At 65.4% G+C, this 25,112-nt stretch carries 21 protein-coding genes; 8 read left to right on the top strand and 13 right to left on the bottom strand.

What is annotated here, in order from left to right:
- Positions 1-29: 29 nt before the first annotated feature.
- From BM075_RS02440 to BM075_RS02425, 4 genes are all read right to left on the bottom strand, one after another.
- Positions 30-2,252, bottom strand: a complete 2,223-nt coding sequence (locus BM075_RS02440) for an LPS-assembly protein LptD (protein WP_093359066.1) — start codon at positions 2,250-2,252, stop codon at positions 30-32.
- Positions 2,249-3,355, bottom strand: a complete 1,107-nt coding sequence (lptG, locus tag BM075_RS02435) for an LPS export ABC transporter permease LptG (protein WP_093359065.1) — start codon at positions 3,353-3,355, stop codon at positions 2,249-2,251. Before lptG ends, BM075_RS02440 begins: the two co-directional genes overlap by 4 nt.
- Positions 3,352-4,482 carry an LPS export ABC transporter permease LptF gene (gene lptF, locus BM075_RS02430; protein WP_093359064.1) on the bottom strand — a complete coding sequence of 377 codons (1,131 nt, stop codon included), beginning with the start codon at positions 4,480-4,482 and terminating at the stop codon, positions 3,352-3,354. The genes lptG and lptF overlap by 4 nt, the downstream gene beginning before the upstream one ends.
- A gap of 253 nt (positions 4,483-4,735) precedes the next feature.
- Entirely contained in the window at positions 4,736-5,410 is a 675-nt protein-coding gene (locus BM075_RS02425; protein ID WP_245758719.1) for a DUF2270 domain-containing protein, read from the bottom strand.
- 178 nt (positions 5,411-5,588) lie between these two features.
- Here BM075_RS02425 and BM075_RS02420 point away from each other — a divergent pair, with 178 nt between their 5' ends.
- A complete protein-coding gene (locus BM075_RS02420; RefSeq protein ID WP_093359063.1) occupies positions 5,589-7,061 on the top strand; it encodes a leucyl aminopeptidase in 1,473 nt (490 codons plus the stop codon).
- A 28-nt stretch (positions 7,062-7,089) separates the two neighbouring features.
- Positions 7,090-7,548 carry a DNA polymerase III subunit chi gene (locus BM075_RS02415; RefSeq protein ID WP_093359062.1) on the top strand — a complete coding sequence of 153 codons (459 nt, stop codon included), beginning with the start codon at positions 7,090-7,092 and terminating at the stop codon, positions 7,546-7,548.
- Positions 7,549-7,617: 69 nt separating this feature from the next.
- Here BM075_RS02415 and BM075_RS02410 read toward each other — a convergent pair whose 3' ends face one another.
- The 4 genes from BM075_RS02410 to BM075_RS02395 form a co-directional block, all read right to left on the bottom strand.
- Positions 7,618-8,091, bottom strand: coding sequence for a c-type cytochrome (locus tag BM075_RS02410; protein ID WP_093359061.1), 474 nt, complete (start codon positions 8,089-8,091; stop codon positions 7,618-7,620).
- 137 nt (positions 8,092-8,228) lie between these two features.
- Positions 8,229-8,810 (bottom strand): retropepsin-like aspartic protease family protein, encoded by a 582-nt coding sequence (locus tag BM075_RS02405; protein ID WP_093359060.1) that lies wholly within the window; start codon positions 8,808-8,810, stop codon positions 8,229-8,231.
- A gap of 79 nt (positions 8,811-8,889) precedes the next feature.
- On the bottom strand, positions 8,890-9,510 hold the full coding sequence (locus tag BM075_RS02400; protein ID WP_093359396.1) for a MarC family protein: 621 nt from the start codon (positions 9,508-9,510) through the stop codon (positions 8,890-8,892).
- A gap of 44 nt (positions 9,511-9,554) precedes the next feature.
- The gene (locus BM075_RS02395; RefSeq protein WP_093359059.1) at positions 9,555-11,411 is read right to left on the bottom strand and encodes an ABC-F family ATP-binding cassette domain-containing protein; all 1,857 of its coding nucleotides are present in this window, start codon (positions 11,409-11,411) and stop codon (positions 9,555-9,557) included.
- A 237-nt stretch (positions 11,412-11,648) separates the two neighbouring features.
- Between BM075_RS02395 and ndk the strand changes: the two genes are divergently transcribed.
- Positions 11,649-12,071 (top strand): nucleoside-diphosphate kinase, encoded by a 423-nt coding sequence (ndk, locus tag BM075_RS02390; RefSeq protein ID WP_093359058.1) that lies wholly within the window; start codon positions 11,649-11,651, stop codon positions 12,069-12,071.
- A 471-nt stretch (positions 12,072-12,542) separates the two neighbouring features.
- Here ndk and BM075_RS02385 read toward each other — a convergent pair whose 3' ends face one another.
- Together BM075_RS02385 and putA are read right to left on the bottom strand one after the other, a co-directional pair.
- A complete protein-coding gene (locus tag BM075_RS02385; RefSeq protein ID WP_093359057.1) occupies positions 12,543-13,628 on the bottom strand; it encodes an AbrB family transcriptional regulator in 1,086 nt (361 codons plus the stop codon).
- Between the two features lie 169 nt (positions 13,629-13,797).
- A complete protein-coding gene (gene putA / locus BM075_RS02380; protein ID WP_093359056.1) occupies positions 13,798-17,253 on the bottom strand; it encodes a bifunctional proline dehydrogenase/L-glutamate gamma-semialdehyde dehydrogenase PutA in 3,456 nt (1,151 codons plus the stop codon).
- Between the two features lie 125 nt (positions 17,254-17,378).
- On the opposite strand from putA, the gene BM075_RS02375 reads away from it, so the two are divergent.
- On the top strand, positions 17,379-17,843 hold the full coding sequence (locus tag BM075_RS02375) for an Lrp/AsnC family transcriptional regulator (RefSeq protein WP_093359395.1): 465 nt from the start codon (positions 17,379-17,381) through the stop codon (positions 17,841-17,843).
- A gap of 9 nt (positions 17,844-17,852) precedes the next feature.
- On the opposite strand, the gene BM075_RS02370 is transcribed toward BM075_RS02375, so the two are convergent.
- Together BM075_RS02370 and mepK are read right to left on the bottom strand one after the other, a co-directional pair.
- The gene (locus BM075_RS02370; protein ID WP_093359055.1) at positions 17,853-18,194 is read right to left on the bottom strand and encodes a hypothetical protein; all 342 of its coding nucleotides are present in this window, start codon (positions 18,192-18,194) and stop codon (positions 17,853-17,855) included.
- A gap of 532 nt (positions 18,195-18,726) precedes the next feature.
- Entirely contained in the window at positions 18,727-19,302 is a 576-nt protein-coding gene (mepK, locus tag BM075_RS02365) for a peptidoglycan L,D-endopeptidase MepK (RefSeq protein ID WP_093359054.1), read from the bottom strand.
- Positions 19,303-19,651: 349 nt separating this feature from the next.
- On the opposite strand from mepK, the gene BM075_RS02360 reads away from it, so the two are divergent.
- The 4 genes from BM075_RS02360 to BM075_RS02345 all read left to right on the top strand — a co-directional run bounded on the left by BM075_RS02360 (position 19,652) and on the right by BM075_RS02345 (position 23,967).
- A complete protein-coding gene (locus BM075_RS02360; RefSeq protein WP_093359053.1) occupies positions 19,652-21,256 on the top strand; it encodes a L,D-transpeptidase family protein in 1,605 nt (534 codons plus the stop codon).
- A gap of 109 nt (positions 21,257-21,365) precedes the next feature.
- Positions 21,366-22,457 carry a UDP-3-O-(3-hydroxymyristoyl)glucosamine N-acyltransferase gene (gene lpxD, locus BM075_RS02355; protein ID WP_093359052.1) on the top strand — a complete coding sequence of 364 codons (1,092 nt, stop codon included), beginning with the start codon at positions 21,366-21,368 and terminating at the stop codon, positions 22,455-22,457.
- Positions 22,458-22,492: 35 nt separating this feature from the next.
- Entirely contained in the window at positions 22,493-22,762 is a 270-nt protein-coding gene (locus BM075_RS02350; RefSeq protein ID WP_093359051.1) for an acyl carrier protein, read from the top strand.
- Positions 22,759-23,967: a beta-ketoacyl-[acyl-carrier-protein] synthase family protein gene (locus tag BM075_RS02345; RefSeq protein WP_093359050.1), complete on the top strand. Its 1,209-nt coding sequence runs from the start codon at positions 22,759-22,761 to the stop codon at positions 23,965-23,967. Before BM075_RS02350 ends, BM075_RS02345 begins: the two co-directional genes overlap by 4 nt.
- A 178-nt stretch (positions 23,968-24,145) precedes the next feature.
- Here BM075_RS02345 and BM075_RS02340 read toward each other — a convergent pair whose 3' ends face one another.
- Entirely contained in the window at positions 24,146-24,865 is a 720-nt protein-coding gene (locus BM075_RS02340; protein ID WP_093359049.1) for an invasion associated locus B family protein, read from the bottom strand.
- Positions 24,866-25,112 lie beyond the last annotated feature (247 nt).

Below are 25,112 nucleotides of genomic sequence, written 5' to 3'. Positions count from 1 at the left end.
AGCCAGCGTCCCGTCTGCGACAAGTCGGTCTAACCACGGCAACCGACCCGGGAGGGGCGCGGCCGGCCGCCCTCGGCCGTGCCAAACCCGGCGAGCTGGACCTCAAACGTGAAATCGGTGGTCGGGTTGAGCTGTTCGGTGGAGGTAAATCGACGGCGCACCCCGAAATCGAAGGTGGCGCATTCGGTGCGGTACTCCAAACCGAGTCGCGCCGATGCCGCGCGGTTGAGCTCGATGTCGTATCGCATGTCCAATGTGCTGCGCCACCGTTGGTCGATGTCCCAGTCGCCAGCGAATCCGAACTCGTGCGTCGTCACGTCCCGGTCCTCCACCAGGCTCGGCTCCAGCCAGACGTATGTGGTGCTGAACTCCAGGGGATCGCTGTTCCAACCCAATCGGGTCTCGTTCTTCGTGAGGTCGAATTCGTCGTTGAAGAGCGTGCGGTTCACGACCGTCAGCCGGCCCGGAATATCCAGTTCCACCGAGGCCAGCCAGTCGGACCATCGGCCGTCAAGGCTGTCGTATCCAGCGAACTGGCCAAGGTCCTGCTCCCGGTAGACCCGCCCGACTGTGGTTTGCAGGTTCCAGCCCGATGGGTCGTAGCGGGTCCAGGCGACGCCAACATTGGCGCGCAGCCCGCGTTCCAGGACATCCCCGGAGGGGAAACGGGAAAGACCGAACAGATTTCCCTCGTCGAACTCGAGCTGCGTGCTCTCGTCCTGCGGCAAGGTCTCGTCCGTGTCCGGACTCCAGACGACCTGCACCACCGGCTCGATCACGTGGCTGGCGCGTGCGGCCTGCTTTTGCCACGGCCAGCGCACCTCGGCGATGCCGAAGGGGGTGAACCGGGTGATCTCGTCGTCGTAGCGGTTATCGTCGCGCACCTGCGTGTGATCCAGCACGCCGCGGGCGGAGGCGTTGAAAAGCAGACCGGCGGGGCCGATCCAGTTGCGCCGCCAGCCCAGCTCACCGGCCAGCCGGCTCACGTCGCGCCCCTCGATATCCAGATCGGACCGGCGGCGGTGTCCGTGGTAGGCGAGAAAGTAATCCGCCGTGCCACCGATCCACGGCGCGTCGAACCGATGCGCCCAGGAGGCATCGCCCACCAGGTAGGGCTGCGTTTCTCTGTCATCCGTGGAGCGAAGGGAGCGGTAAACGTGGGTCTCGGCGAGGAACGTCCGATCACGGCGCGTGCGGGACAGCGACACGAAGCTGTCGAGGCGGTCGACGTCGGAATAGTCATAGTCGATCAGGTAAGTATCGTCGGACGCGGTCTCGAGGCCGAAATCGAGATCGAAACCGTAGGGAAGCTCGAACGCCCCTTCGCCGAACAGGTAGGCCCGGGGGCCCTCGGGGCGGATGTCGTCCCGGCTGACGGCGCCGTTGAACTCGATTTCGCCGTTTCGAAACGCCTCTCGGTAGCGCAACTCCAGCGTGCGTGTCCGGTTCGAGGACCAGTAGGGCGTAAAGGTCACGTCGCGGTTTTGGCCAAGCGTGACGAAGTAAGGGGCCTTGATGCCAAATCCGAGCTCATCAGTTGTGCGCAGGAACGGGGTCAGGAACCCAGTCGCGCGTTCGACCGTGGGGTCAGGCAGGCGCAGGCGTGGCAGGTACATCACCGGCACGCCCGCGACTTCGAAAATTGCGTGGTCGAAGTAAAGTTGCTTCTCTACATCGTCGTGCACCACCCGCCGCGCCCTGATCTGCCAGAGTGGCACAGGACGGGCGGCACAGACCTCGCAGGAGGAGGCGACGGTCTTGTAAAGCTGGGTATAGCGGCCGTCTACGCGGTCGATCTCCGCAGCGGCAAGCTGAAGCTGTTGATCCATGACCACACGGGCCGAGCGAAGCAGCCCGTCCTGCAGGTCTGGTGAGAGCGCCGCGCTATCGGCGAGGACGATCGTGTTGTCGCCCTGTGTCAGGACGATCGGCCCGTCGATTTCGAGCCGGTCGGCGTCCGGGTTATAGACGATTCGTTCCGCCTTCAATCGTGCGTCCTCGTAGAGCGCCTCGACTGAGCCCGTCGCGACCAGGCTGCCGTCTGCGGTGATCTCGACCTTGTCCGCAACAAGGGTGGCAGGCGGCGTTGCCTGGGCGGCGGCGGACGTTGCGCAGAAAGCCACGAGCGCGCCGGCGACCAGGCCTGCGCCAGAACACGCTGCGCCGGGCGCATCGTAGCGAAAAGCACTCACCGAGCTGCGCAAGAAGTGCCTAATGCGGGCCAACGCCATACGAAACGGGGGGCGTCTCATCCGTCCTCCAGGTGCAGTAGTAGTCCCATGGACATCAGGATCGCCGCGGCCGGCGGCGCCCAGGCGGCGAGCGAGATGGGGATGTCACCGTTTTGGCCGAGAACCTGCGCGAAGTTCCGGATGAAGAAAGCGCCGAAGCCCATCATCAGCGCCAGCAGCACCATCAGCCCGGTGCGCCCGAACCGCGTGTGGCGCATGGTGAAGCCGGCGCCGATCATGACCATGGATGCCAGAAACAGCGGCAGAGCCAGCTCCATCTGGAACCACACCCGGTGCAGCCGGGCGGAGAAACCTGCGGTGTCGAGGTCCGCGATGAAGGCAGGCAGTTCCCAGATCGGCACGGAGGCGGGGGAGCCGAAACTGTCGCGGATCTGGGTCTGGGTCAGGGTGGAGGGCAGGAGCACCTCGTCATGGAGGCTCGCCTCCGCCTCGGGGTTCTCCACCGTCAACGGCCAGAGTTTGGCACCGGTGAGCTTCCACGCGCCGTCCACGAGCGTGGCGCTTTCGGCTTCCGCCCGGCGGACTGCCCCTGTCGCGCCCGCACCCTCGGGGGCAAAGCCGATGAAGGTCACACCGTAAAGCACCGTGCCATCCAGGTTGGCCCGCTGCGCCCGGATTACGGTCTGTCCCTCCTCGCCGCCCTGGCGCAGCCACAGCCCCTCGCGGCTAACCGACAGCACGCTGTTGCCGCTGCCGGAGAGTTCCGCTGCCCGCCGTTCGTACCCATGTTTCGTGGCCGCGACGATGGGGTTCAGGACCGTCACGCCGAAGACACCCACGAGGGCCGCGGTAATGGCCGGCGCGATCATGGCCCGGATCGCCGAACGGCCCGCCGCGCGCGTCACGACCAGTTCCGACGTCCGGGCAAGGCCGAGAAACAGCGCCAGCGTGGCTAGCATGACCATTAAGGGGAGCATCGCGTAGAGGGTCTCTGGCGCGGCAAGCAGGGAAAGCTGCAGGGCGCCGCCGAAAGAAAGCTCCGCGCTGTCGAAGCGGCGCATCTGGTCCACCATGTCCAGCAGCGTCAGGAAAATCGCGAAAACCGCAAAGATCCCAATCAGGATCATCAGGAACTTTCGCGCAAAGTAGAGTTGCAGCTTCATGCGTCCGCCTCCGGGCGGTTGACCCGCCGCAGCAGCGCTGGCCTGCCGGACACCCAGAGCATGAACAAGATTGCGGCAGCGCCGAGGACAGTCGGCAAATACACCAACGGCCATGCCGACGCATCGTGCCGAGCCATGTCGGCCGTCTGGTTCTCCACGGCTTGCAGGATGATGATCAGAAAAACCGCGAGCCCGATCTGCCGCCAGACGCCGAAACGGCTGAACCCGCCGACCATCAGCGCGGAGAAGCCGATCAGCGCGGCGACCAGTGGGTTGAAGGGTTGGGCGATCCGCAAGTGGCCCTCGTAGAGGAAGTCGGCCCGATCCGCGCCCGTGGCCGCAAGCGCCGCCGCGTCGGGAGCAAATAGCGTCAGGGTGTCGTATTCCCGCACGTCCCGCTTGTCCCGCCCGCCGGACCGCATCAACGCGCCTACGTCGTATGTAAAATTCTCGAATGCCGTGACGAGCAGTCGCCGATCCGCGAGATCGTAGGTCTGTGCCGAGCCATCCACCATCACGAGCTTCGGACCGCTCTCCTGTTGCACCAGGTAGGCGCGGGCGGCCAGGTAGTCTGTCCGCGTCGTATCGGAGCGGGAATCGGACAGAAAGACGTCGACCAACTCGCCTTCGCGCGTAATCTCCCGGATGTAGAAGGTGATGCCGCGGGCCGGATTCAGGAATTGTCCCTCGCTCAGCATCCTTGCCGCGACATTGGCCTCGATTTCCTCGGTCCGGTCCGCAAGCTGGGTGCGGCTCATCGGGACGAGGAAATGCACGAGGAGCGCCATCAGCAGCGATGCGATCAGGCCGAAGGCGACGACAGGCCGCGCCATGCGCCAGGCGGACATGCCGGTTGCCTGCGCAACCACGAGCTCGCTTTCCGTCGTCAGGCGGTTGGTGACGTAGACGGCTGCGACGAAGGCGGCGATCGGAAGCACCATCCGGATGACGTTGGGCAGCGTGTAGAGGGTAAGCGTCACGAAGACGCCGGCGGACTGTCCGTCCGCCAGGATCTGGTCGAACAGCACCACGGCCCGGTTGATCCAATACACCGAGACCAGCACGAGCGCGAAGAAGCCGAACAGCCACATGAGCTGTTGAAGGAAATATCGGTCGAATCGCGCCACGCGGTTCCTGCTCCGGGTTCGTCGTTTTTCGATTGGCTTAGACGAAATCGGCGACCCGGTAAAACGCTACCGCGCGATGGGATGCCGATCGGGGTCGGGGAGACACGTCCGCCGGCGCGGACACGCGGCAGGCGTCGGACGGGGGGCGCTGCCCCCCGCGCTCTGCGAGCGCGCCCCCCGGGATATTTTTTGACACAAGAAGCTGGGGGGCGGTGAATCCGGCCAGGTCGGGGGCGCCTTTGCGGACGGGCGCTCAGCCGAGGGATTGGCCCGCGCCGCGCTGGGCGCTGCGCCGGGCATCCCGCCGGCCGGTCACCTGGGCGATCACGACGAACGCGGAGAGGTAGACCACGCCGATTCCAAGCACCAGTTCGCCCGGCAGCGGGCCGGTATCGGCGCGGTGGATGACTTGCGCGACAGAACTCGCGGGCGTCGGATGCACCACCAGTTTTCCGACATAGGCCATCATCTGCACCGACAGGATCCAGAGGTAGTTCCGGCGGATCCGCCGTCCCATCGCCGTCAGAAGGCTGACATGGTACTCAGGGCGCCAGTAGTCCTCTGCCAGGACCTTTTGCCAGTCCTGTTCCATATGCAGGTCGCCGTCCTGCAGCATCGGGGCGTAGAAATGGACTTCCATGTAGCGCGCCCGCGCCCGCCAAACGTTGAAGTATCGATAGCGTCGGGATTCCAGCAGCATCAGCGTCCAGATGAGCACGCCCACCAGCAGCAGCGGCAGTGCCGAGGCCTCCTTGGTGGTGTAGGACAGCGAGATTGCCGCGCCGAGCGAGACCACGGACCAGTTCGTCGTCGTGTCGAGCCGGGTGCGCCAGATCGTGCTGCGATAGACCTCGCCCCGGTACAGATGCGCGATCGCTCCCATTTCGGCCGGTGTCAGTTTTCGGCAATTCTTCGAGTTTCCCGGCATCACCCCTCCCAAGGCTGTACCTGCGCCACGCTCCCCTGTCGTCAGCCTATCGTGGCAAGCTCCATCGCGAAACAACATCGGGCAATTTACCCATCCGTTCCCGGCCACCGGTCGGGACTGCTGGCGGTGGGCGGCGCGGGGGGCTAGGTATGGTCGAAACATCATTGGAGTTCGCTGCATGACCATGGCCCCCGACGTAGAGATCCTTGCCACCGACCTCGAAGACCTGAAGTCTTTCGCCGGACGCATCGCCGTTCTCGTTCCTGCCGACGGCAAGCTGGACGTGCCGGCCCGCCGGGTGAACAGGCTGACACGCGGCGCGCTGGCCCGTTTCACCGAGAGCGAGGCGTTCTCTAAGATGAAGCCGGGCGAGGCGAAGGATCTCGCGTTTCCCGGCGGCCTGGGCGCCGAGGCGGTGCAGGTGGTATTGCTCGATCGGCAGGCGTCCGACACGGACTCGCGCAAGGCCGGGGCGTCCATCGGCAAGGTGCGGGGCAAGAGCGGCGTTCTTGTGCTCGCCGGCGTGCGCAAGCACCCCGAACAGATTGCGTTGGGCATGAGCCTGGGGGCCTATGCCTTCGAGGCCTGCAAGTCCGGGGAGAAAGCCTCCGAGACTGCGGGCGCCATGCAGATCATGGTGCGCGATGCGAAAGAGACCCAGGCCGCCATGGCCGAGGTCATGGCTCTCGCGGACGGCGTGTGTTTTACCCGCGACCTGGTAAACCTGCCCGCCAATGTGCTGACCACGGAAGAATTCGCCGCGCGACTGGAGGGCCTGCAGGACCTCGGCGTCGAGGTCGAGGTGCTGGACGAGGACAAGCTGGAGGAGCTTGGCATGACCATGCTCCTTGGCGTGGGGCAGGGGTCGGAAAGCCCATCCAAGGTGGTTGTCATGCAGTGGAAGGGCGGCGGAGACGAGGCGCCGCTGGCGCTGGTCGGCAAAGGCGTGGTGTTCGACACCGGAGGGATCTCGATCAAGCCCGCCGGAGGTATGGAAGACATGACCATGGACATGGGCGGCGCAGGCGTCGTCGCGGGCGTCATGCGGGCCGTGGCCGGTCGCAAGGCGAAGGCCAACGTGGTTGGACTCGTCGGCCTCGTCGAGAACATGCCGGACGGACGCGCGCAGCGCCCCGGCGACATCGTGACCTCGATGAAGGGCGACACGGTGGAGGTGATCAACACCGATGCCGAGGGCCGGCTCGTTCTGGGCGATGTCATGTGGTACGCGCAGGAGCGCTTTGAGCCGCGCGGCATGGTGGACCTTGCCACGCTGACCGGCGCCATCATCGTCTCGCTGGGGCATGACAACGCGGGCGTCTTCTCCAACGACGACGCGTTCTGCGATGCCTTCCTCAAGGCCGCCGCGGCGGAGGGCGAAGGCGCTTGGCGGATGCCCCTGGGCGAGAGCTATGCCAAACTGCTGAAATCGGACAAGGCGGACGTGAAGAACGTGGGGACCCGTTGGGGAGGCGCGATCACGGCGGCGGAGTTCCTGCACCGGTTCGTGAAGGAAGGCGTGCCATGGATCCATCTCGATATCGCCGGGGTTGCACAGCCCGCCTCTGCACCGGCGCTCGGGCCGAAGGGCGCGTCCGGCTGGGGCGTGCTCGCGCTCGACCGGATGATCCGGGACGGCTACGAGTCGTGATGCGAACGATCGCGGTCCGGATACGCTGATGGGGCAGGCCCTTTTCTACCATCTTACCCGACAGCCGCTCGAGGCGACCTTGCCGATGCTGCTGGAGAAGTCCCTTCAGCGCGGGTGGCGGGTGGTGGTGCGGGGCACTGACCCGGGGCGGCTGGATTGGCTGGATCAGAAGCTTTGGCTGGGGCCGGAGGACGGGTTCCTGCCGCATGGGATGGCCGGCGGGCCGCACGACGCCCGCCAGCCGGTCCTTCTGACGGCGGCGGAGGACATTCCCAACGCCGCCGCTTGCCTGATGGCGGTGGATGGCGCGGCGGTCGGGGCGGAGGAGGTGGCCGCCCTCGACCGCGTTTGCATCCTCTTTGACGGCCACGACCCGGCGGCGGTTCAGCATGCGCGCGGCCAGTGGAAGGCGCTTACCGGCGCGGGAGCGGCCGCGCAGTACTGGTCGGAGGAGAGCGGCCGATGGGAGATGAAGGCGGAAAGCTGACGTCCGTCCAGTGACGCCGCGCTTTTATCCGTTCTCACCTCAGGCGGGACGAGGGCCGCAACTCCAGGCCTACTCCTGAATGGACTCCAGATAGAGCGCGATGGAGAACATCCGACCCCGAACGATCGTCTCGGCTCCGTAGGGTCCGGCTTCCTCACCGATGGCGGAGCGGAAGATCTCTCCCCAGGTGGGCATCTGCTTCTCTTGGTCCAGCACTTCCCGGTCGGTCAGGCGGAATCCGGTGCCCCAAACCGGCATGTCGGTTCCGTGGCCCCTCACGCCGGTGCGCCCGTCGATGATGTGAATCACCTCCAGCATCGGGAAGACGCCATCATTTGCGGCTGCGAGCTTCGTCAGATCCGGAACCTCGACGGTCATATACTTGGAGACCTCACCGCCGCCATGGGCATCGACGCCGTGGCAGCTTGCGCAGGCGCCGAGATATTCCGTCCGTCCGATCTCGTCCTGCCCCATAGCCGCCCCTCCTGCCAGCGAGAACGCGGCTGCTGCCAGGGTAATCGCGATGTGCCTGGTGTGTGACATGGCTCCCTCCTCCATCTGGGAGGAACCCCGGCGGGGCCGGGAAGGCCCTCGGGCCTCCCGCGGAAAATCTACCTTGGATTTCGGGCTGCAGCCATGATCGGCGTCAAGGCACTGCGGGATCGCTGGCCCACGTCCGGTCAGCGTGTGAGAATCATCTTTCCGCGGCCGAAGGTCACCTCCGCGAAGCGGTTGAGGTACGCCATGCCAAGCAGGGAGCCCCACATCTCGCCGCCGTTGATCACTGCCGGAACGTTCTGGTCCGTGATGCCGCCCAACGACACCTCGTCCAGCCTGACCCGCGCCGTCCGCACCGTTCCGTTCGCGGTGTTGGCGACACCGGAGAACGGCAGATCGTCCGTCGCGATTCCGGCGCGCTCGGCGTCCTCGCGGGTCAGAACGATGTCCGATGCGCCGGTGTCGATAACGAACTCCACAGGCGTGCCGTTGACCCGAAGGACCATGTGGTAATGTCCGTCCGAAGAAAGCGGCACCTCGACCCGGCCTTCCTCCGCGAAGACCGACTGTTGCGGCAGGACCGTATCGCGCAGGTCATCCCAGAGCCCATAGGCCACGATCGCCCCGATGAAGATCAGCACCCAAAGCCCCGCCTGCCGCATGGTACGGCCGAGGGACTGCCGGTTGGACAGGAAGAAATAGCTGGCGATCACAGTCCCCAGCAGCATCAGGTAGATCAGCGAGGCGGTCTGGTCGGCGCTCATGGACCCTCCTTCGTGCCCCGACGACGGGACGCGGCCCTTGATATGTAGGAAGTGGGAGGGCCCGGCGCCAGTGACCGGGCTATCCGGGCATTAGCCCGGCGCCCCGCAGCCCGTCGAGCATGAATTGGACGGAGAGCGCCGCCAGCAACATCCCCAGCAACCGCGTTGCGACGACGGTGCCGGTCCGGCCGAGAAGCCGTTCGAGCCCGCCCGCGGCCCGGAACAGGATGGCGCAGCCCAAAAGAACAAGCGCCATGACGACGAAGACGCCCGTAAGCTCGAGGGGCGTCTCGCTCTGGCCCACCAGCAGGATCATCGTCGTGATCGCGCCCGGACCGGCGAGTAGCGGAATGGCCAGGGGGAAGACGGACGGGTCGGTGCGCTCGTATTCTTCGGCTGTGTGGTCCCGCCGGGCGGTGCGGCGTTCGAAGAGCATGTCGAGCGCCGTCAGGAACAGAAGCGCCCCGCCCGCGATCCGGAACGCCGGGAAGGAGATCCCGACGAACCCCAGAACCGCTTCGCCCAGAAGGCCGAACAGCAGCAACACGAGGAACGCCAGAAGGAGCGAACGTCGCCCGATTGCCAGCCGCTCCTGGGCCGGGTGGCCCTGGGTCAGTGCGATGAAGATCGGCACCATGCCGATCGGGTCGATGACCACGAAGAGCGCCACGAAAGCATTTATGTAGAATGTCCAGTCCATACCGCCGCCATAGGGGGTATCGCGGCTGGGGTCATCCCGAAAGTTCAGCCGGCCGGCTGCGTCCGCGCGGCGTCCAGCCGTTCCTCCGCTTCCATCCAAAGAGCCTCGGCCCGCTCAAGGGCGTCTTCCACCTCGGCAAATTTCTTCTGCCAAAGTTCCATCTTGTCACGGTTCCGATCCTCATAGACCGACGGATCTGCCAGTCTCGCGGCCAGCGTTTCCCGCATTTCGGAAAGCTTTTCTATGCGTTGTTCGCATTTCTTCACGTCCGACTTCAGCTCAAGGATCGCCGATTGGCTCACACGCCTCGGCTTGGACTCCGGCTTCGGGCGTTCCGGCCGGTCCCGCTCAAGCAGCATGGCCCGATAGGCGTCAAGGTCGTCCTCGAACGGGGTGACCCGGCCGCCAGAGACCAGCCAAAGCCGGTCGGCCACGTGGGACAGCAGGTGCAGATCGTGGCTGACGAGGATGATCGCCCCCGAATAGGCGGTCAGCGCTTCCACCAGCGCCTCGCGGCTTTCGATGTCGAGGTGGTTGGTCGGTTCGTCGAGGATCAGGAGATGCGGCGCGTCAAGCGTGGCCAGCATAAGCGACAGTCGCGCCTTTTGCCCGCCGGAGAGCTTTGCCACGACCGTCTCGGCCTGCTCCGCCCCGATGCCGAAGCCGCCGAGCCGTGCCCTCAACTTCGTCGGCGGCTCGTCCGGGCGCAGTCGTCGCAGATGCTCCAACGGCGTCTCGTCGACCCGAAGTTCGTCCACTTGGTGCTGGGCGAAATACCCGACACGCAGCTTGTTGGCCCGCGTGATGCGCCCCTTTTGCGCCTCCAGCCTTTGGGCGAGGAACTTCGACAGGGTCGACTTGCCTTCGCCGTTCTTGCCCAGAAGCGCGATCCGGTCATCCTGGTCGATGCGCAGGCTCAGGCGCGACAGGACGGTCGTGTCGCCATAGCCGATGGCGGCCCCTTCCGTGGCGATGATGGGGGGCGAGAGTTCCTCCGGCTCGGGGAAGGTGAAACGGCGCAGCGCCGCTTCCTGCGGAGTCGAAATGGGCTTCAGTCGCGCGATCATCTTTAGGCGCGACTGCGCCTGCTTCGCCTTGTCCGCCTTGTACCGGAACCTGTCCACGTAGCTCTGAAGGTGCGCCCGTCGGACCTCCTGCCGCTTCGCCTCGGACTCCGCAGCCGCCAGCCGGGCCGCGCGCGTTTCGGCGAAGGTGTCGTAGGCGCCTTGGTAGAGCGTGAGCTTGCGGTCCTCCAGATGCAGGATCGCCTGCACCGAGCGGTTGAGCAGCGCCCGGTCGTGAGAGACGATCAAGACGGTGTGCGGATAGCGCGTAAGGTAGGTCTCGAGCCAGAGCGCGCCTTCGAGGTCGAGGTAGTTCGTGGGCTCGTCGAGAAGCAGCAGGTCGGGCTGGGCGAAGAGCACAGCGGCCAGCGCCACACGCATCCGCCAGCCGCCGGAAAAGGCGGAACAGGGCATGGACTGCTGCTCGGGCTCGAAGCCGAGGCCGCGCAGGATGGAGGCGGCGCGCGCCTCCGCCGACCAGGCGTCGATATCGGCAAGCCGGGTCTGAACCTCGGCGATGCGGGCGGGGTCGGTCGCGGTTTCCGCCTCCCCAAGGAGCGCGGCGCGCTCCGTATCGGCGGCAAGCACCGTGTCGATAAGGGACACGTCGTTGCCCGGGACCTCCTGCGCCACGCCGCCGATGCGGGCGCCGCGCGGGACCTCGATGCTCCCCGTCTCCAGGGTCAGTTCACCGCGGATCAACCGGAAGAGCGTGGTCTTGCCGGTGCCGTTGCGTCCGACGACGCCCACCTTGTGCCCGGTGGGGACGACCGCCGAGGCATGGTCGATCAACGGACGGCCTTCGACGGAATAGGAGATATCGGTGAGCCTGAGCATGGCGTCGCCATGCCTCAAACCGGGGGCGTCGTAAAGAGGGGCCCCCCCCTTGGCTGCGGTCGGCACTACGGCGATCCGCACGGTATGAACGCGCCCGGTCCGTCACCGCCGGAGCCACGCCGACCGGAGCGCCGTGCCGCTGACATGGCTTTTCAAGGCATGGGCGCCGTGCTAGGGCGGCGCCGGAATAGACAGGCGGGCGGCGCGCCCGCCGCGAGCAATAGAGAAGGCGAGACCATGGCCATCGAACGCACCCTGTCCATCATCAAACCCGACGCCACCAAGCGGAACCTGACCGGCAAGATCAACGCCAAGTTCGAGGATGCCGGCCTGCGGATCATCGCGCAGAAGCGCATCCAGCTCACCAAGGAGCAGGCTGGCGCATTTTACGCCGTCCACAAAGAGCGCCCGTTCTTTGATGAACTGACCACGTTCATGGCGTCCGAGCCCGTCGTGGTGCAGGTCCTCGAAGGGGAAAGCGCCATCGCCAAGAACCGCGAAGTGATGGGGGCGACCAACCCGGCCGACGCTGCGCCGGGCACGGTCCGCGCCGAATTCGCCGAGTCGGTGGGCGAGAACTCCGTGCACGGCTCCGATGCCCCGGAGACCGCGGCGGTCGAGATTGCCTTCTTCTTCTCGAGTCTTGAACTCGTCGGCTGACGTGATGCAGCAAGTTTGAACGATGGCCGTCTCCCCGGAGGCGGCCATTGCATTTTCGGCTGCACACTGTCCGACGCCGAGGTACACACCTACAAATTTCTGGCACGACCCGGTTCGGCATCGATTCATGTCAGATCCGACGCCGGGTTTGAATCGGCGCTAGGTGGGGACTCAGATGCTGGCGAAATCTGTGAAGACGAAACGTGGATGGCGGCTGACCTCTGGCGCAGGCTTGGGCTGCTGACGATGTGGGTCTTTGCGCCTTCTGGCCTCGGGCGGCTGCTCCGGTTGCGTCTTCGGGGCGGGATTCTGAAAATCGTTCATGACAGGTACTCACTCAAAATAGCTCAAGGCCGAGACCTTTTGCCGCGATTGTAAATGTACACCCAGAGTACCCCAGGCAAGGCGACTCGCGGAATACACAAACCGTTACGAAACGATCTGTATCACATTCGTGGCCAATTTGAAACTTTATGAGTCCTTAGGCCTGCCGCGGGAGGCGGCGATCAGGTGCTTTCCGATAATTCTGAAGAGCGTCGTCATCGCGAAAAGAACAAGGACGATCCGCGCGATATGCATGGAGGAGACGTAGGCCACGTCCTGCCCCATGGAGAGCGCCAGAAGCGACATCTCCGTCAGGCCGCCCGGAGAATAGGCCAGCACGCCTTGCGCCAACGGCGTGCCAGCGAGCGGCAAGAGGAGCGCCGCGAACGCCACCGTAACTGCCAGAAGCGCCAGCGTTGCACCGACGCCGAGGATCATGTCCCGCCCCGTTTCGCGCAAGCTGACACCGGCGAAGCGGCACCCCAGGATGGTCCCGATGGTGATCTGGCTGGCGACGACGAGGAGGGTCGGCGGCGGAAGAGTCACTACCTCGGTCAGGTGCGCGGCCGCGCTGAGCAACCCGGGGCCGAAAAGTTGCGGCGCAGGCAGGTGGAGCCGCTTGCCGCCGACTGCTCCCAAGACGGCGCAGAAACTCAGGATTGCCCAGTCTGCCAGACCGAGGTCGCCGAGGCCCACCCAGGTGCCGGGACTGCGGTTGGCGCGGATGCCGAGGACCAGCGCATAGAACAGGGCGATGGCCGAAATAGTGAGGAAGACCCGCAGGGCGTGGGCGAGCGCGATGCGCCGTTCGTCTCCCCCGGCGCTGCCGCCGAGCGCAATCATCTCGTTCAACCCGCCGGGCGCCGCGCAGAAGAAGGCGTTGACCGGATCGTAGCCGCCGACTCGGCGGTAGAACGTATAGCTCGTGAAGGTCGCGACAGCGAGGAACGCGGGCAGGAGCAGCAGGGTGCCGCTCCAGGCGGCCATGTGGCCAAGGATCTCTGGATGGAAGCCTGACCCCAGCATCACCCCGATGATCGGAATGACGACCAGCCGCAAACCGGCTGGTCCGTGAAGCGGGGCGCCGGACAGGCTGGCGATTCCGCAGCCCAGCATGGGGCCGAGCATCCAGGGCAGCGGCATGCCGATGCGTCGCGCGATCAGTCCGCACAGGATGCCGACCACCGCTGCGAGGGCGATACGCGGCCAAAGGGAGGAGGGGGGGAGCGTCATTTTGCGGATCTTTCTGCCACTTCCCTGCCATGGGGCCGGGGGCGGTGCAAGACCGACGACCGCGCGCGTGTGGCGCGGCAGGCGGGGGGCTGTCTGCCCCCCCGCGCGGCTGGGCCGCGCTCCCCCCGAGGATATTTTTTGACACAAGAAGCCCCGGAGGGCGGGAGCGCTAGGGGGCCGCCGCCGCCAACAGTGCGGCGTTTCCGCCAGACGCGGTGGTATCGACGCAGACGTGACGTTCGAGGTGGAACGAGGTGGTCTCGCCGGAGGCGGTGACAAGCGGCAGGATCGGGCCGTCGCGGCTGGCGAGTGCCTGGCGGAGGGTGCGCGCCGTGTCCTCCTCGCCCCACCAGATGACGGCGCCGAAGCCCTCGAGGCTGGATAGGGCGGCCGCGTCCAACTGGCCCTCGACGACAACGGGTACGGCGCCAGCGGTTACCACCTCCGCTGCCTGCGCTGTGGCGGTCTCCTTGCCGGGGCCGAGGCAGAGGATCGGTTTGCGGGGCAGGGTGGAGAGGCGGTTCGACTCGCCGGTGGGGCCGGGCATCTCCTGCCGCGAGATCGGGCGGGCGGGCGACCGTGCGGCATGTATCGCTTTTTGAACAGTCGCCAGGTCGGCGCTGTGTTCAGGCGTCGATCGGGCGACCGTTGGGGCCTCGGGCCGGGTGAAACGGGGCAGGTAGGCCGGACCGCCCGCCTTCGGCCCCGTTCCCGAAAGCCCCTCGCCCCCGAAGGGCTGGGAGCCGACGACGGCGCCGATCTGGTTGCGGTTGACGTAGATGTTGCCTGCGGTCACGCGGTCCACCACAGTCTGCACCCGGTCGTCGATCCGGGTATGCAGGCCGAACGTCAGCCCGTAGCCGGTGGCATTGATCCGGTCGATGACCGTGCCAAGCTCCTCGGCGCGGAAGGTGGCCACGTGCAAGACCGGTCCGAAGACCTCACGTTCCAACGCCTCGATCCCGGGAACGCGGATGACCGCGGGGCCGGCGAAGAGCCCGTGCCGGGGCACAGGCAGGCGGCAGAGAAGGCGGCCGTCGGCATTTGCTTGGGCAACGTGGCGCTCGATGGTTTCGCGCGCCTCGCTGTCGATCACCGGGCCGAGGTCGGTGGACAGGTCCCACGGATCGCCTGCACGCAGGCAGTTCATCGCGCCCCGAAGCATCTCCAGCAGGCCGTCGGCGATGTCCTCCTGCACATACAGGCAGCGCAGGGCGGAGCACCGCTGTCCTGCGCTTTGGAAGGCGGAGGCGAGAATGTCCCGCACCGCCTGTTCCGGCAGCGCCGTGCTGTCAACGATCATTGCGTTGAGCCCGCCGGTTTCTGCAATCAGCGGCGCATCGGGGGCCAGGTTTTCCGCCATAGAGCGGTGGATGATCCGCGCGGTGTCCGTGCCGCCGGTGAAACAGACGCCGTCGATACGCGGGTCCGACGTCAGAGCGGCGCCAACGGTTTCGCCGCGACCGGGCAGGAGTTGAAGAGCGGTGACGGGGACGCCGGCCTGGTGCAGCAGGCGTACGGCGGCAGCGGCGATGAGGGGCGTCTGTTCCGCCGGTTTGGCGAGGACGGCGTTGCCAGCGGCCAGCGCGGCGGCGATCTGGCCGGTAAAGATCGCGAGAGGGAAGTTCCAGGGTGAGATGCAGGCGAAGGTGCCGCGTGCCGGTCGGTCCAGCGCTGCGATCTGACCGGCGTAGTAGCGCAGGAAGTCCACGGCTTCGCGCAGCTCGCCCACCGCGTCGGGCAGGGTCTTTCCGGCTTCCCGGGCCGCGAGGGCAAAGAACAGACCGAACTCCTGCTCGTAGAGGTCCGCCGCGCGGTTCAGGACCGCGGCGCGGGTGGCCGGTGGGGCGGCCCACGGCTCGGCTGCGGCCATGGCGTCCGCTATCGCCTGAGGGGTAGCCTCGGTGACGTGGCCGACGATGTCCTCGGGGTGGGCGGGGTTTGTCACCGGGGCACCGTCCCCCGTCTGCTCCGTGCCCGCGACAATGGGCGCCGCGACGAACTGCGTATGCCGATGGGGGGCGCGGGCGGCGTCGATCTCCGCTAAGTCTTGCGGCTCCGAGAGGTCCCACCCGCGCGAGTTGCGTCGGGCCGCCCCGAAGAGCTCCGAAGGTGTGATGACCGGCGTGGAACTGGCGAGGGCCGCCCTTGCGGCGTCGAACGGGTCCGCGACGACCGCTTCGGCGGGCACCGTCTCATCGACGATCTGGTTCACGAAGGAGGAGTTCGCGCCGTTCTCGAGTAGCCGGCGGACGAGATAGGCGAGCAGGTCGCGGTGGGCGCCGACCGGGGCGTAGATGCGGCAGCGGGTGCCCTCGGTGTCCTTCACGATCTGGTGCAGGCGTTCACCCATGCCATGCAGGCGCTGGAATTCGAAGCAATCCCGGTTTGGCGCCATGTGCAGGATGGCTGCGGCGGAATGGGCGTTGTGGGTGGCGAATTGCGGGTAAATCCGGTCGGTCGACGAGAGCAGCTTCCGGGCGCAGGCGATGTAGCTGACATCCGTCACCGGCTTGCGGGTGAAAACCGGGAAGCCTGCCAGGCCCATCACCTGCGCGCGCTTGATCTCGGTGTCCCAGTAGGCGCCCTTGACCAGACGGACGGTGAAGCGGCGGTCGAGCTCTTCGGCCAGAGCGACGATCCAGTCGATCGCTGCGACCGCTCGCGGGCCGTAGGCTTGCACCACCGTGCCGAAGCCGTCCCATCCGGCAAGCGCCGGGTCGCGGGCCACTGCCTCGAACACGTCGAGCGTCATTTCCAGCCGGTCGGCTTCCTCCGCGTCGATGTTGAGGCCCATGTCGGCATGCTTGCAGGCGAGAGCGAGGTCGCGGACGCGCGGCACAAGTTCCTTCATCACTCTGTCGCGCTGGCTCACCTCGAACCGTGGGTGCAAGGCGGAGAGCTTCACCGAAATTCCAGGGTTGGCGCGGATGTCCCCGGTTTTGGCCGCCGGTCCGATCTTGTCGATCGCGGTGAGGTAGGCGGCGTGGTAGCGCAAGGCGTCCGCCTCGGTTCGCGCGGCCTCTCCCAGCATATCGTAAGAGTAGGTGTAGCCCTTCGCCTCCAGCTTGGACGCGCGCTTGAGCGCCGCTTCGATGCTTTCGCCCAGCACGAACTGGTTCCCCATCTGGCGCATGGCCTGGGCCACGGCGGTGCGGATCACCGGCTCGCCCAGGCGGCGGACGGCGCCCCGCAACGTGCCGGCCAGCCCGGGGTGGTCGCTGTCGAGCACCTTGCCGGTCAGCAGCAGCCCCCAGGTGGAGGCGTTGACGAGATAAGACGCCGACTTGCGCAGGTGCATGTTCCAGTCCGACGGCGCGATCTTGTCTTCGATCAGTGCGTCGATCGTGGCGGCATCGGGGACACGCAGCAGCGCTTCGGCCAAGCACATCAACGCGATGCCCTCTTCAGTGGATAGCCCGTATTCCGCGAGGAACATCTCCATCAGGCCGGAGTCCTCGGAACGCCGGATCGCAGTGACCAAGTCGGCGGCGCGGGCGCAGATCTTGCCCCGGTCCGCGTCTGAGAGCGCTGCCGTGGCGGTCATCTCCTCCAGTCGGGCGGTTTCATTTGGCAGGTAGAGGGCGCGCAGGCGCGCACGGGCGGTGTCGAGCGTCTGGGGCATGTGGTCCGGCCTTGAGTTGGAATGAATTAACGATATTCGAGGGCGAGAAGGCGATCCGCCTTTAATTGATCTGATCATAGGCTATAGGGTTGGATTGAACCATCTCAACGGGAGAGTTTCCTGTGGTGCCCCGTCCAGATCCCACGCTCGATTCCTTCGACCATGCAATTCTCAATATCGTCTCGACGCAGGGCCGCATCGCTGTGACGGAGCTTGCGCGGCGTATCGGTCTCTCGAAGTCGCCCACGCAGGCGCGGCTCAAACGATTGGAGGCAGCGGGCGTCATCACCGGATATCAGGCGCTGCTCGATCCGATCCGACTCGGTCTTGCACACGTCGCTTTCGTGGAAGTGAAGTTGAGTGACACCCGCGAGCGGGCTTTGACGGCCTTCAACCGCGCAGTTCAAGCTGTCCCGGAGGTGGAGCAATGCCATATGATTGCGGGCAGTTTCGACTACCTGCTGAAAGTGCGCACGTCCGATATCGATCAATACCGCCGCGTCTTGGGAGAGCGAATCTCGGCCCTGCCGCATGTGGCGAGCACCTCCACCTATGTAGCGATGGAGGCGGTGAAGGAGGGGCAGCTGTGAGCGCGCAGGCTACCCCCCGCTGCACCGACGGATGATCGGGGCGATCTTGTCAGCCTGCCCGGCGCCGATCCCGCGGGTCGCACCGTCCGGGGCGTAGACCACCAGGTGCCCGGAATGCTCTATCCGACCGTTGTGGTACCAGCCGGACGGCGGTCCGGCAAAAATCTGGACGTCCATGCGCCACCCGTCCGGCGTACGCTCCGTCTCGAACCGCACCGGCAGTCGTTCCAGGCGCGGGGCAATGCAGTCAAAGGTCGTATTCGGCGCCCGCGAGGTTACGCCCACCGGAACGTCGGGCGTGGCAGCGCAGCCGCAGAGCAGGAGGACGGACAGGATCACGAACGGTTTCATGGGCCGAACGTAGGCCGTTAACCTTTCGTTAGCATTCGTTTTCGCCGCGTATGGTTAACGGAGGAGATTCGCGGCATGCACCACGGGATGCGCCGCAGCGTGGCATAGCGCCCTTGAGGGTGGGAGTTTGACCGATCTTCTCGCCATCTGTCTGACAGCGATTCGCGTGTCGCGAATCGCAGGGTCCGGCGCAGTGGTGGCTGTCGCGGTCAGGGGCTGCACTCACCGTTCATCGGCGAAATCAGGGCTTGAGTTGCGGCGATGCCGGGATCTGCTTAGGACGCGGTTCCCATCTCGGCGGTCGGATGGAGAATGTTCACCGTAGTCGCCGGCCCAAGACGCGAATCGAATCTCGCCCTTGGCGGTGTACTGCCCGCCGGGTCCTGTGGGCGAGGTGCGGTGAGTCGTGTGGGAGAATCGTCGTAAAATCGCGTGCAGACCGAACGCCTTGAGAAAACACGAAAAGCCCCGACGACAATGTGCCGAGGCTAAACACGTTTATGGGACAGGACGTGACCGCGTCAGGCGGTTCTCAGCCCTTCCAACTGCGAACGGCGCCGCAATCCATGTGCACGAAGTTCGAGCCGCGGTAGATCCCGACCCCACCGGCCTGACAGGACTGAGCCGCCTTGGCCATCTGGTAAATGGAGCGATTCCCGAGCCGCAGGTCGGCTGCTTGACCCTTCATGTGGAGGGAGTTCTTCGCCACGCCACCCGAGCGGGAGCGAAGCATCGCGTTGGTCGCCGGCGACCGGTAGCCCGAAAGGAGCATGTACGGCTCGGAAGTATCGAGCAGGTTGTGCGACGCGGCCAGAATGTCGATCGTGCGAGTGTCGATCGTCTTCACCTCGTTGCGCCGCCAATCACGCATGAATGCATTGATTTCTTTGAGCGCGTCTTTGATGTAGTCGCCTTCGATCCAGTAGATCGTATCCATGCTTTCGCCGGTACGGCCGTTGTACATCTTTACGCGGCGGACATCGCCTGCACCGCGCAGAAACCCTGCCGCGCTGGCGAAGGTCGGTGCCGCGGTTACGGCAGTTGCTGCAAAAGCACGGAGAATGCCACGCCTAGAGAGCCCCGTGGGGGCGGGTTCGTGTTCGGTCATAGGTATTGCCTGTCCCGTTTGCCTGTCGTCGGTCCGCATTTTCGCGGTCTCTGTTCACACCTCATCCCCAGGTGTGGAAGTTTGATGCCATAAAGTGATTCTCCTTCCAAGTGCGCAAATTGCGCCGCAGGCTCTTTGAGCGAAAAATAGGCAGAAACCTGCTGAAATTGGATTAACGGCAACTGTCCACTTGAATATTGCGGCATGCGTTCTTTGCGCCACATCGTCGTCCGTGTGCCACACCGGCTGACGGAGAGGGCGTGCCACGGCGTTGTGCATGGACAGCCCGCGTCCGCTCGTGAAAAGCTCTCTTGAGGTTGCTCGAGCAGTAGAAATTGAAGGATTTGCAATGGCTTTCGCGATAAATCGCCTGTCGTTTCCGGCACTGGTGGTCACGTTGGCACTGTCGTGTGTGGCCGGCCTGGCGCGCCCGGCCGCGGCGCAGGACATGGCCTTCCGGCAAGCGGTCGCGGAGGCCGCGTATGGCAACGAGGCTGTCGCGACATTCTACCGGATGCGCAACTACCAGCCCTTGTTCACCGGATCCCGCGACGGCCGCCGGCGCTCAGCGCTGATCAACGCATTGGCAACTGCGGATGACCACGGCCTTCCGTCCGGTCGTTACGATCCGGACGCGTTGAAGGCCACGTTCCAGTCCGCCAAGTCGGCCCGCGACCGCGGCCGGGCAGAGGTTCTGGCCGCACGTATGTTCCTGCAATTCAGCACCGACATCCAGTCGGGCGCGATGACCCCGAGCAAGATCGATGGCGGCATCGTGCGCGTGTTGCCGCGCCGCGATCCGCTGTTGCAGCTTCAGGCGTTCTCGAAATCGTCGCCGGCGGGCTTCATGAATGCTCTGCCGCCGAAGACGCATCAGTACAACGCCCTGATGGCTGAAAAGATGCGGCTTCAGAAAGTGCTCCGGCACGGTGGCTGGGGCCCGACGGTGGGAAGCGGGGCGGTGAAGCCCGGCGAGTCCGGTGTGGCAGTGGTCGCCCTGCGCAACCGTCTTATCGCCATGGGCTACATGGGCCGTTCCGCCAGCCAGTCCTACGACGGCAAGTTGCAGAAGGCGGTCCAACAGTTCCAGATTGACCACGGTCTCGCGCCGGATGGCGTGGCCGGGACCGAGACGCTGGGCGAGATCAACGTCGGCCCCGAGAAGCGGTTGGCGCAGGTGATCGTCGCCATGGAACGCGAGCGGTGGAGCAACATCCCCAAGGGGAAGCGCCATATCGAGGTGAACATCCCCGAATACACCGCCCGGATCATCGACAACGGCAAGGAGACCTTTGCCACACGTGTCGTCGTGGGCAAGAACCAGCCCGATCAGCGCACGCCGGAATTTTCCGACGTGATGGAATTCATGGTCATCAACCCGACGTGGAACGTGCCGCGGTCGATCACCATCAAGGAATACCTGCCGCAGTTGCAGAAGAATCCCAATGCGGTGAGCCACCTCCGCGTGGTCGACTCGCGGGGGCGCACGATCAACCGCAACAGCGTGAACTTCCGGCAGTACACCGCGGCGACCTTTCCCTACCGGCTGAAGCAGCCGCCGTCGCAGGGCAATGCGCTCGGGCAAGTGAAGTTCATGTTCCCCAACCGGTACAACATCTACCTGCACGATACGCCGTCCAAGAGTTTGTTCGAGCGTGACCAGCGTGCGTTCTCTCATGGGTGCGTGCGCGTGGCCGACCCCTTCGACTTTGCTCACGCATTGCTGGAGCCGCAGACCAACGACCCGGTTGGCCTCTTCCAGTCGAAGCTGAACGGCGGGTCGGAGTCGCGTCTGAACCTGGAGCAGCCGGTGCCGGTGCACTTGCAATACCGCACCGCGTTCGTTCCCGCGAAGGGGCGGATCAACTATCGGCCGGACATTTATGGCCGCGACGCTCGGATCTGGGACGCGATGCAGCGCGCCGGCGTCAAGCTGGGTGCCGCCGGGAGCTAGGCTTCGCGCAAGGGCAGGGAAGGCTCCGCACAGGAGCCTTTCCAAGGTTGCGGTTGCGCCCCGCCGTACTCTAAGTGTGAGGCCCACGGGCCAGAGCAGGACCAGACCCATGCGCTTCACCATTGAACAGATTGCCGAGGCGCTCGGTGCACGCGCCGTGGGCGATCTGACACTCGAAATTTCCCACGCATCGGAGCCCGCGGACGCTGGGCCGGATGCAATAGCAATCGCGATGGCGCCGGCCTATGCCGAGCGCCTGAAGGACGGCTCCGCACGGGCAGCCGTGCTCTGGGCCGACGCGGATTGGGCCGCTCTTGGTCTGGAGGCGGCGATTTTGATCGACAGGCCGCGATACGCGCTCTCGGGCCTGACTGCGCTCCTGGACTCTGGCCCCGGAATCGCACCCGGTATCCACCCCACGGCCGTTGTGGATGACTCCGCGACCATCGGCATCGGCGCCGCCGTTGGCCCCTTCGTGGTGATCGGGCGAGGGGTGTCGATCGGGCCGCGGGCCCGGATCGCCGCGCATGTCAGCATCGCCGACAACACGACCATCGGCGCGGACGCCGTGATCCACGCCGGCGCCCGGATCGGACGGAACGTGCGCATCGGCGATCTCTTCACCTGCCAGCCGGGGGCGTCGATCGGTGGAGACGGCTTCTCTTTCGTAACGCCGCAAGCCAGCGGGATGGAGCAGGCGCGCGATGCGATGGGCGACGAGGTTGCGACGACCCGAAACGAATGGGTAAAGATCCACTCCTTGGGCGGCGTCGAAATCGGCGACGACGTCGAGGTTGGCAGCAATGCCACGATCGACGCAGGCACCATCCGCGCCACCCGCATCGGCCGGGGTACCAAGATCGACAACCTTGTGATGATCGGCCACAACGTGATCGTCGGGGAAGATTGCTTGTTGTGCGGTCTTTCCGGTGTCGCCGGCTCCACCGTCATCGGCGACCGCGTGGTGCTGGCCGGTCAGGCGGGGGTGGCTGACAACATCACGATCGGCTCGGACGTGGTCATCACCGCCGCCACCAAGGTGATTTCCAACGTTCCGTCGGGGCGCGTGATGGCAGGATACCCGGCCGTGAAGATGTCCACCCACGTGGAAGGCTACAAGGCGCTGCGCCGCCTGCCACGGCTTTTCCGCGAGGTTGCAGAGGTGCGAAAGGTCCTTTCCAAGGCAGACGGCAGCGACTAAATGTGCCGCTCAAAGAGAGCAGGGGAGTGAGCAGCATGTCCGACGACATCAAGGACAAGGTGATCGCGATCATCGCCGAACAGGCCGTGCTCGAGCCGTCTGACGTCAATATGGACGCCACCCTGGAAGACCTCGGCATCGACAGCCTCGGGCTGGTTGAAAGCATCTTCGCAATCGAGGAAGCGTTCGATATTTCCGTTCCCTTCAACGCCAACGAACCCGAAAAAAGCGAGTTCGACATTTCGTCGGTCGAGTCCATCATTGCCGCCGTGAGGGGGCTGGTCGCGGAGCAGTCCGCCTCGTGAAGCGCGTCGTCATTACCGGCCAGGGCACCATCAACGCCCTGGGAACGAACGTTTCCGAGACCTGGGAGGCGATGCGCGAGGGGCGGTGCGGCATCGGCCCTCTCGAGATGCGCGACGTCGACCGACTGGCCATCCAGATCGGCGGTCAGGTGAAGGGCTATGATCCCGAAACCGTCTTCAACCGCCAGCAGATCCTGCTCTATGACCGGTTTACCCAGTTCACGCTGTTGTCGGCCCGTGAGGCCATAGCCCAGGCCGGCCTGAACTTCATCGGCGACCTGGCCACTCGCACCGGCGTCGTGCTTGGGAACTCCGGCGGCGGGATGAACACGCTCGATGAGAATTACCGCACCGTCTACGAGGACGGAAAGAACCGCGTGCACCCGTTCGTCGTGCCCAAGCTGATGAACAACGCTGCGGCGAGCCATGTGTCCATGGAGTTCAACCTCAAGGGGCCGACCTTCACCGTCTCCACCGCCTGCGCGTCGTCCAACCATGCCATGGGGCAGGCGTTCCAGATCATTCGGTCCGGGATGGCCGAGGTCATGATCACCGGCGGGTCGGAATCCATGCTCTGCTTCGGCGGGGTCAAGGCGTGGGAAGGCCTGCGGGTGATGTCCAAGGACGCCTGCCGGCCGTTCTCGGCCAACCGGAACGGCATGGTTCAGGGCGAAGGGGCGGCGGTCTTCGTCTTCGAGGAGTACGAACATGCGCGTGCCCGCGGGGCGGAGATCCTGGCCGAAGTGATCGGTTTCGCGATGACCTCCGACGCTGCCGACATCGTCATGCCGTCCAAGCAGGGTGCGGCCCGTACCATTGCGGGTGCGGTCAAGGATGCGCGGGTGAATCCGGAGCAGGTTGGCTATATCAACGCCCATGGCACCGGGACGGCTGCCAACGACAAGACGGAATGCGCTGCGGTCGCCGATGCCTTTGGCCATCACGCAGACGACCTCATGATCTCCTCCACCAAGTCCATGCACGGTCACCTGATCGGCGGCACCGGCGCGGTGGAGCTTCTCGCCTGCACGCTCGCGCTCCGCGAAGGCGTGATCGCGCCCACCATCGGCTACGAGGAGCCGGATCCGGAATGCGCGCTCGACGTGGTTCCGAACGTCGCGCGGGAGGCGAAAGTCGAAGTGGTGTTGTCCAACGCCTTCGCCTTCGGCGGGCTGAACGCCGTGCTGGTCCTGAGCCGGGTGTAGGGCTCTAAGCATCCGCCGTCCCACAGCAGAATGCTCGTGTGCTCGGCCGCCTACGCAACACGGGTGCCAATGTCAAAAGAGCGGCGCAGTCGTACGCTGTACTCGGAAAGCGGATGCAAAAAATGCCGCCTCGATGAGGCGGCATTTCAGAGTACTTACACGGCAGCCCTCCCGGGGCTCAGTTGGCGCTTTCGGCCGGTGCTTCAGCCGGTGCCTCCGCCGCAGCCTTGGCGATGGCGGCTTCGTTGGCGGCGTTCAGTTGCTTGATCTTGTCAAAGCCGGCGGTGAAGCCGTTGAGCGAAATCGTCAGCGCGACCTTCTGATCCGGAGCAACCATCGGCACGATGCTGAGTTGAGCCGCATTCCCGCGTTTGAACCGGTCGACATCGGCTTGCGCGAAACCAACCCGGGAAACGCAGCCACGTTGGGTGCAGAAGTTAAACGGGTAGGCGCGCCCGCCGTTTCCGTCCACGGAGAGCGTGATCTGTTCGGTCAGCAGCGTTTCGAGCGGCGTCACGATGGTCGCCCCGGCCACGGCCTGCCGGCCAGCGGGCAGGTTCACCATTTCGATCGTCGCCACCGGGTTGTCGGATTCGTCCCGCAGCATCTGGTGCAGCGCACAGGGATCGGCGTCCAACTGGGTTCGAACGCAATGAATCTCCCAGTCGCCGGAGACGTCCTCGATGTAGGTCGAGCCGATCGTATCCTGTTGCGACCCATTCTCGCCGACCGGCGTACCCATGTTCAGGCCGTCGCCGGACCCACCTTCCGTCGCCTCGGCGGTCGCAGGCTCGGACGGCTGCTCAGGCGCCGCAGTCTCCTGTGCGAAGACCGGCGTGGCGGCCAGCAAGGCGGCAAGGGCCAGAGAGGGCAGGCGGGTATGAAGTCTCTTGGTCATATCTGAAAGATCGCTTTACGGCTCGAGGTTGATTTTTTGCGGTCGTTTTGCCGCTGCATTTATCACGGGCAGCGCAAACTGTCAGGTCCCAATGTGGTGAGGCGCGCCAGCGCAAGGGAAGGGCGCGAGACCTTGCCGAAGGCCCCGCGCAGGCGACGCTTCGGATGCTGGGCGTGGTTTTTCAACGGCGAAAAAAGGGTCCGGTCGGACCCTTTTCTCGGGGGATACCCCCGGACGCTTTGCGCGC

Source organism: Tropicimonas isoalkanivorans, assembly GCF_900112335.1.
Classification (GTDB): domain Bacteria; phylum Pseudomonadota; class Alphaproteobacteria; order Rhodobacterales; family Rhodobacteraceae; genus Tropicimonas; species Tropicimonas isoalkanivorans.
The sequence above is the reverse complement of the archived record's forward strand: the minus strand, read 5'-3'. Positions and strand labels throughout refer to the sequence as shown.

Excerpts from the sequence above, each read along its gene's own strand:
- BM075_RS02440 (WP_093359066.1), bottom strand. The coding sequence starts at position 2,252 with ATGAGACGCCCCCCGTTTCGTATGGCGTTGGCCCGCATTAGGCACTTC.
- lptG (WP_093359065.1), bottom strand. The coding sequence starts at position 3,355 with ATGAAGCTGCAACTCTACTTTGCGCGAAAGTTCCTGATGATCCTGATT.
- BM075_RS02425 (WP_245758719.1), bottom strand. The coding sequence starts at position 5,410 with ATGCCGGGAAACTCGAAGAATTGCCGAAAACTGACACCGGCCGAAATG.
- BM075_RS02420 (WP_093359063.1), top strand. The coding sequence starts at position 5,589 with ATGACCATGGCCCCCGACGTAGAGATCCTTGCCACCGACCTCGAAGAC.
- BM075_RS02415 (WP_093359062.1), top strand. The coding sequence starts at position 7,090 with ATGGGGCAGGCCCTTTTCTACCATCTTACCCGACAGCCGCTCGAGGCG.
- BM075_RS02410 (WP_093359061.1), bottom strand. The coding sequence starts at position 8,091 with ATGTCACACACCAGGCACATCGCGATTACCCTGGCAGCAGCCGCGTTC.
- BM075_RS02405 (WP_093359060.1), bottom strand. The coding sequence starts at position 8,810 with ATGAGCGCCGACCAGACCGCCTCGCTGATCTACCTGATGCTGCTGGGG.
- BM075_RS02400 (WP_093359396.1), bottom strand. The coding sequence starts at position 9,510 with ATGGACTGGACATTCTACATAAATGCTTTCGTGGCGCTCTTCGTGGTC.
- BM075_RS02395 (WP_093359059.1), bottom strand. The coding sequence starts at position 11,411 with ATGCTCAGGCTCACCGATATCTCCTATTCCGTCGAAGGCCGTCCGTTG.
- ndk (WP_093359058.1), top strand. The coding sequence starts at position 11,649 with ATGGCCATCGAACGCACCCTGTCCATCATCAAACCCGACGCCACCAAG.
- BM075_RS02385 (WP_093359057.1), bottom strand. The coding sequence starts at position 13,628 with ATGACGCTCCCCCCCTCCTCCCTTTGGCCGCGTATCGCCCTCGCAGCG.
- putA (WP_093359056.1), bottom strand. The coding sequence starts at position 17,253 with ATGCCCCAGACGCTCGACACCGCCCGTGCGCGCCTGCGCGCCCTCTAC.
- BM075_RS02370 (WP_093359055.1), bottom strand. The coding sequence starts at position 18,194 with ATGAAACCGTTCGTGATCCTGTCCGTCCTCCTGCTCTGCGGCTGCGCT.
- mepK (WP_093359054.1), bottom strand. The coding sequence starts at position 19,302 with ATGACCGAACACGAACCCGCCCCCACGGGGCTCTCTAGGCGTGGCATT.
- BM075_RS02360 (WP_093359053.1), top strand. The coding sequence starts at position 19,652 with ATGGCTTTCGCGATAAATCGCCTGTCGTTTCCGGCACTGGTGGTCACG.
- lpxD (WP_093359052.1), top strand. The coding sequence starts at position 21,366 with ATGCGCTTCACCATTGAACAGATTGCCGAGGCGCTCGGTGCACGCGCC.
- BM075_RS02350 (WP_093359051.1), top strand. The coding sequence starts at position 22,493 with ATGTCCGACGACATCAAGGACAAGGTGATCGCGATCATCGCCGAACAG.
- BM075_RS02340 (WP_093359049.1), bottom strand. The coding sequence starts at position 24,865 with ATGACCAAGAGACTTCATACCCGCCTGCCCTCTCTGGCCCTTGCCGCC.